Origin of the sequence: Bradyrhizobium sp. AS23.2, assembly GCF_001908185.1 — a bacterium.
Lineage (GTDB): Bacteria > Pseudomonadota > Alphaproteobacteria > Rhizobiales > Xanthobacteraceae > Bradyrhizobium.
In genome coordinates this window covers 44345-51102 of sequence record NZ_LGHM01000133.1, presented here as the reverse complement: position 1 = coordinate 51102, position 6758 = coordinate 44345, and the positions used below count along the sequence as shown (strand labels likewise).

At 65.4% G+C, this 6758-nt stretch carries 6 protein-coding genes; all 6 read left to right on the top strand.

What is annotated here, in order from left to right; genetic code table 11:
* Positions 1 to 573, top strand: a 573-nt coding sequence (locus AC630_RS27440; RefSeq protein WP_502691539.1) for a DUF58 domain-containing protein, incomplete at its 5' end; no start/stop codon positions are given.
* Entirely contained in the window at positions 566 to 1057 is a 492-nt protein-coding gene (locus AC630_RS27435) for a DUF4381 domain-containing protein (RefSeq protein WP_074121587.1), read from the top strand. The genes AC630_RS27440 and AC630_RS27435, both read left to right, overlap by 8 nt.
* Complete coding sequence (locus AC630_RS27430; RefSeq protein ID WP_074121586.1) at positions 1050 to 2048, top strand: VWA domain-containing protein; 999 nt, start codon at positions 1050 to 1052, stop codon at positions 2046 to 2048. The genes AC630_RS27435 and AC630_RS27430 overlap by 8 nt, the downstream gene beginning before the upstream one ends.
* Positions 2041 to 3564: a VWA domain-containing protein gene (locus AC630_RS27425; RefSeq protein WP_074121585.1), complete on the top strand. Its 1524-nt coding sequence runs from the start codon at positions 2041 to 2043 to the stop codon at positions 3562 to 3564. The genes AC630_RS27430 and AC630_RS27425 overlap by 8 nt, the downstream gene beginning before the upstream one ends.
* Positions 3561 to 4958, top strand: coding sequence for a BatD family protein (locus AC630_RS27420; RefSeq protein WP_074121584.1), 1398 nt, complete (start codon positions 3561 to 3563; stop codon positions 4956 to 4958). The genes AC630_RS27425 and AC630_RS27420 overlap by 4 nt, the downstream gene beginning before the upstream one ends.
* Before the next feature lie 85 nt (positions 4959 to 5043).
* Positions 5044 to 6732, top strand: coding sequence for an arylsulfatase (locus AC630_RS27415; protein WP_074121583.1), 1689 nt, complete (start codon positions 5044 to 5046; stop codon positions 6730 to 6732).
* Positions 6733 to 6758: the final 26 nt, after the last annotated feature.

Here is a 6758-nt window from a genome sequence, read left to right as displayed (position 1 = left end):
GTGTTCGGCGACCGCGACCTCGTCGAGGTGGCGCCGCGGCGCAGCCGGGCGACCGTGCTGCAGATCCTCGCCGCCATCGTCGCGCAGAACCAAGCACTCGGCGTCGGACGCGGCCTGGTCTCCGCACCGGCCATGCTCAACACTGCGCTCGACCATGCCAGACGCCGCGCTGCGCACGATGCCGCCGTGATCGTCATCAGCGATTTCGACGGCGCGGACGCAGCGACCCGCGAGACCGTCACCGCCCTCGCCCGGCATAATGACGTGATCGCCGTGCTGGTCCACGATCCCCTGCAGAGCGACCTGCCGCCCTCGGCCAGCATGACCGTGACCGATGGCGAATTGCAGATCCGGCTCGACGTCGGACGCGACAGTGTCCGCAAGAGCGTATCGCAGGTCACGCAGGATCGCCTCAAGGGCATCTTTGCCTGGACGCATGAGCTCGGAATTCCAGTGCTGCCGCTGAGCGCGGCGGAGGACACCCCTGCTCAGCTCCGCCGCCTGCTCGGCGGCCTGCCGACCCGCCACGGCCGCACGGCCGCGCACAGCCAGACGGGGGCAGCCCTTGGCTGAGGTCACATTCGCAAAGGCCGATCCTGTCGCCGGCCTGATCGACGTCCCGCTGCCGCACGAGGTGAGCCTCCTGCCGCAAACCTGGGAGGCGCGGCTTGCGATTGTCCTGCTGGTCGTCGCCGTCGGCGCGGCGCTGTGGCGCTATGCGCATCTGCGCCGCGTCAACCGCTACCGCCGGCAAGCGCTCGCAGAACTCTCCCGGATCGAGCACGCCCGCAATTCTGCCTCGCCGGAATTGCTGTCGAAATTGACTGTGCTGGTGAGGCGCACCGCGCTCGCTGCCTTCCCGCGCGAGCAGGTCGCGCCCCTCATCGGGCCGGCTTGGCTTTCCTTCCTCGATCGCAGCTATGGCGGCGAGGAATTCTCCCATGGCGTGGGCTGCCTGCTCGTCAGCGGTCCGTATCAGCGGATGCCGCCCGACGGGGCCGAGCTGCAATCGCTGGTCCGTCTCGTCCGCCGCTGGATCAGGGGACACCATGCTTGAATTCGCCTGGCCATGGCTGCTCCTGCTGTTGCCGCTGCCGATCCTGGTGTGGTGGCTGCTGCCGCCGTACCGGGCGCGACAGGCCTCGGTCCAGGTGCCGTTCTTCGACAGGCTGGCCGCGGCGACCGGACAGACACCGCAGCGGGGCGCGGTCATCCTGGAACGCCGGGCCGTGCAGATGATCGCGGCGGTGGTGATCTGGATATTGCTGGTTGCGGCCCTGGCCCGTCCGCAATGGGTCGGCGATGCCGTGACGCGGGAGGTGTCCGCGCGTGACCTGATCCTGGCGATCGACATCTCGGGATCGATGGATCAGCGTGATTTCAAGGCGCCGGACGGCACGACGCTCACGCGTCTCGACGGCGTCAAGCGCGTGGTCAAGGACTTCATTGCACGCCGTAAGGGTGATCGTATCGCGCTGATCCTGTTCGGCACCAGACCCTATGTGCAGGTGCCGTTCACACAAGACCTCCAGACGGCGCAGCAACTGCTAGATCAGGCTACGGTCGGCATGGCCGGCCAGCAGACGGCGATCGGCGATACGATCGGCCTTGCCATCAAGACATTTGCGGCCAGCACAGCGAAGCAGAAGCTGCTGGTGCTCCTGACCGACGGCAACGATACGGCAAGCCGCGTGCCGCCCGAACACGCCGCCGACATCGCCCGTCAGAACGATGTCGCCGTCTACACGATCGGCGTCGGCGATCCCGCAGCCTCCGGCGAGAACCGCGTCGATCTCGGCGTCCTGCAACGCGTCGCCGGCACCACCGGCGGTCACTTCTTCAGGGCCGAGGATGGCGCCCAGCTGCAGGCAATCTATGCCGACATCGACCGGCTGGCGCCGGCCAAGCTTCAGACCTTGTCATGGCGGCCGAAGCGGCCGCTGTTTCAATGGCCGCTTGGCGCCGCCGTCATGCTCGGCCTGCTCCTGTGGATCGCGCTGCTGCTCGGGAGCGAGTGGCGCCGGATGAGGAGCGTGAGCCATGCATGAGGCGGCCGCGACGTCCTTCCACCTCTTGCGGCCGCTCTGGTTGCTCGCGCTGATCCCGCCCGCCGCCGTGTTCGTCGTCCTGCTGCGGCGGCAAAGCGTGAGCGCGCAATGGGGCGGCGTGATCGCGCCCCATCTTCTGACGCATCTGATCGTGCGGCCGCGGCGCGGACGCCATATCAATCCGATCTATCTCGTGGCCGCCGCCATGATGCTCGGCATTATCGCGCTGTCCGGACCAACCTGGCGGCGCGAGCTGCCGCCTTTTGTCGAGGACAAGGCGCCGCTGATGATCGCGCTCGCGGTCGGCTCATCGATGAGCGGGACCGATGTCGCGCCCTCGCGCCTCGAACGTGCCAAGCAGAAGATCCGGGATCTGCTTGCGACCCGCGCCGGCGCCAGGACCGGGCTCGTTGCTTATGCCGGCACCGCGCATCTGGTGATGCCACCGACGGACGACCGCTCCGTGATCGAGCCGTTCCTGGCGGCGCTTGCCCCCGGGCTGATGCCGGCAGACGGCAAGAACCTTGCCGGCGCAATCGCGCTAGCTGCCGACGCCCTCGCGACCGAGCCCGTAGCCGGCACCATACTGCTGGTCGCCGACGATGTCGGCGCTGCGGATGCGGCCACGGTGCGGCAGGCGGCCGGGCGCAACAATCTCGTGGTTCTTGCAGTGAGCGCGGACGCACCCGCCCTGCCCGCCGGCACGGATGTCATCCGCGTCAGCATCGACGGCTCCGATATCGCGCGGCTCGAGCGCCGGATCGAAACGCGCTTCCAGGCCGCGCAGGGAGATGCGTTCGGCACGCTATGGCGCGACGAGGGTTATTGGCTACTGCCGTTGCTCGCGCTGTTGAGCCTGCTCTGGTTCCGACGCGGCACCACCGTGGCCTGGGCCCTTGCCCTGATGATCGCGATGCAGACGGTGCCTGCGAAAGCCCAAGAGGCCTCTCGTTTTGCCAGTCTCTGGCTGACGCCCGATCAGCAGGGTCGGCTTGCCTTCGATCGCGGCGACTATGCCGCTGCAAAAACGACGTTCGCCGACCCGATGTGGCGCGGCATCTCGGCCTACCGCGCGTATGACTTCCTCGCCGCCGCCGAGGCGTTCTCGCACGTTGACACGCTGGAGGGGCAATTCGCGCTCGGCAACGCACAGGCGCAGAACCACGCCTATGAGAAGGCGATCAAGGCCTATGACAATGTGCTGAAGGCGCAGCCCGGCAACGTCGCCGCCAAGATCAACCGCTCGATCGTTCAGGCAGCGCTCGACGCGCAAGAGGAGAAGCGCCGCAAGCAGGAGCAGGATAACAGTGCGCCGCCTGAGGAGAAGGCGGACGAGATGCGGGTCGATCCCAAACAGAAGGGTGGCAAGCGGATTACGGTCACGCCGCAGGACGTCACGACGGCAGATGCGGCCGCGGCCTGGATGCGCCAGGTCCAGACCTCGCCGGCGGACTTCCTCAAGCTGAAATTTGCGATCCAGGCTGCAGCGCCGACGCAGGGAAAGGCCGCACCATGAGACTGCGGATTGCATCCGGAATCCTCTGGACCGCCGCAGTGCTCCTGCCGCCGCACGCCTTCGCGCAACAGCCGGTCGCACCGGAGCCGATCGTGCAGGCAACGGCCGATCCGCCGCGTGTCGTGGTTGGGCAGCCGGTGACGCTGCGCATCGTCGTGGTCGCGCCCAATTACATGACATCGCCCCCCGAACTGCCCGGCTTCCAGGTCCGCAACGCGGTGACCAGGCAGTTGCAGAGCATCAACACCAGTGAGCAGCGCGACGGCGTGTCTTATGCCGGCGTGCAGTTCGAATATGCGATCTCGCCGCAGGAGCCGGGCGCCTATGCGATCGCCGACCAGACCGTCAACATCAAATACGCCGCCGCCCCTCCCGCCACGCGCGAGGTGACTGTCGCGCTCCCGCGCGTGTCGTTCGAGGCATTCATTCCGGACGCGGCAGCCGGGCTTCGTCCATTTGTTTCGGCCAAGAGCCTGATGGCTGAACAGGAGATCAAGCGTTCGTCCGACCAGCTCAAAGCCGGCGATGCGGTCACGCGAACGGTGACGATCACGGCAGAGGGTACGCCGGCGATGCTGCTGCCCCCGCAGAAATTTGCTGCAATCGACGGCTTGCAGCTCTATCCGACGCAGCCGGTGCTCGAGGACAAGATAGAGGGCCGCACCGATGTCATGACCGCGACCCGGACCGACTCCGCAACCTATATGCTGGAACGGCCCGGTACTTATTCGCTCCCCGCGATCGAGATCGACTGGTGGAACAACGCCAGCGGCAAGGTCGAGCGGATCCACCTCGATGCCGTGCCTTTCGCCGTTGCCGCTCCTCCGGGGGGCGCGAACCAGATGTCCATGGGACGATCAGGTCGGGGCTGGACATGGGCCGGCATCCGCGACCTCCTGGCGGACCACTGGCTGATTGTCCTGTTCGCAGCCGCCGTCGCCGCAGGCCTCGGTCTGATCGCGCCCCGCGTGATCCAGCGAGTGACTGCCGAACATCGCCGACGGCGCGACGCCTATTGCCTGTCGGAAACCTTTGCCTTCAACCGGCTGCGTCGCGCGATCGGCCGCCGCGATGCAGGACAGGCGTATTTCGCTTTGCTCGATTGGTTGCCGCGCCTCAATGCAGCGCCGGAGAACACCGCCGCAGCGTTCAGAGCGGTCGCAGACGATCCGGTGCTTGACGGACAGATCGGAGCACTCGAGAGCACGCTGTTTGGAGATCGGCGCAACGCCGCTCCCTGGTCGCCGCCCGAGATGCTGCGCCATCTGGTTGCAGCCCGCCGCAATCTGCGGCCGCGCGAAAGGCGCGCTCACGGCAGTGGCCTACCCCAATACATCAATCCGGTCGGGACTTCGAACATGCCTGCGCATCAACGCAGAAGGCCCGCCAGATGAGTGAAGCACGTGGAGACCAAGTGAGCACCAGAAGAGGTCACGTTATCGCCAGCCCAAACACCCCTTGAGCACCGAGGAGCGTCAAATGAGCCGTGAAACGACCAAGCAGGACACCATCAGCGCCGACTCCCTCTGCGATCCCACGCCAAGCCTCCACCGCCGGGCAGTGCTGCTCGGCACGTCGTCGATCGTCGCGACGGCGGCGTTGACCCCACAGGCCCTCGCCCAGGCGCAGAAGGCCGCACCCTCACCGTCGCCCGCCGCGGCAGCGCCTGGAGGGCGCAAGCCCAACATCCTCGTCATCTTCGGCGATGACATCGGCATTCCCCAGATCAGCGCCTACACCATGGGCATGATGGGCTATCGCACGCCCAATATTGACCGGATCGCGCGCGAAGGCGCGATCTTCACCGATTCCTACGGTCAGCAGAGTTGCACCGCCGGCCGCGCTTCCTTCATCCTCGGTCAGGAGCCGTTCCGGACCGGCCTTCTCACCATCGGCATGCCCGGCGATCCCCACGGTATCCAGGACTGGATGCCGACGATCGCTGAGGTCCTCAAGACCCAGGGCTACGCCACCGGCCAGTTCGGCAAGAACCATCTTGGCGACCGCGACGAGCATTTGCCGACGAAACACGGCTTCGACGAATTCTTCGGCAATCTCTATCATCTCAACGCGGAGGAAGAGCCCGAAGGCTATTTCTATCCGAAGGATCCAAACTTCCGGAAGCAGTTCGGACCGCGGGGCGTCATCAAATCATCCGCCGACGGCAAGATCGAAGACACTGGCCCGCTCAACACCGCCCGAATGCCGACTGTCGATGAAGAGTTCCTCGGCGGTGCTAAAGATTTCATCGACCGGCAAGCCAGGGCAAACCGCCCCTTCTTCGTCTGGTTCAACTCGACGCGGATGCATGTCTTCACGCATCTGAAGAAGGAGTCACTCGGCAAGACCGGTAAAGGAATCCATGCCGACGGCATGGTGGAGCACGACGGGATGGTCGGCGAGTTGCTGAAGCAGCTCGACGATCTCGGCATCGCCGACAACACGATTGTTCTCTACACCACGGACAACGGCGCCGAGATTGCGCTGTGGCCGGACGGAGCAATGACCCCGTTCCACGGCGAGAAAGGCACCACCTGGGAAGGCGGCATGCGCATCCCGATGATGGTGCGGTGGCCGGGCGTCGTGAAGCCGGGCACGCAGTACAACGAGATCATCTCGCTGATCGACTGGTTCCCGACGCTGTGCGCCGCGGCGGGAGTCCCCGACATCAAGGAGAAGATGAAGACGGGGTTTTCTGGCGCCGGCGGCAAGAACTTCAAGGTCCATCTCGATGGTTATAACTTCATGCCGTTCTTCAAGGGAGAAGCAACCACGCCGCCGCGAGATGCGATCTACTACTTTGACCAGGGCGGCAATCTCAACGCCATCAGATGGAACGACTGGAAGCTGAGTTTCGCGACCGCTTCCAAGGGCAATATCGCGACGGCGACCCGTGAAGTCCCGGCATGGTCGCTGATCGCAAACCTGCGCATGGATCCCTATGAGCGCGGCCTGGAGGAAGGCGGCGGAGCCGTCCAGTTCCTCGCTCAAAACATGTGGCTGATCGTGCCGGTGCAGGGAAAGATCAAGGAGTTCTTCTCCGATTTCGATCAATTCCCCTATCAGGAAGGCAGTTCGTTGAATGCCGGCGGCATCAACTACGGATTGCTCCGGCAGCAGGCGGCATTGAAGCGGCTCAACGAGCTCGAACGCATGAAGCCGCAATAGTGAGAGCGTAGCGAGGAACAGAAGGA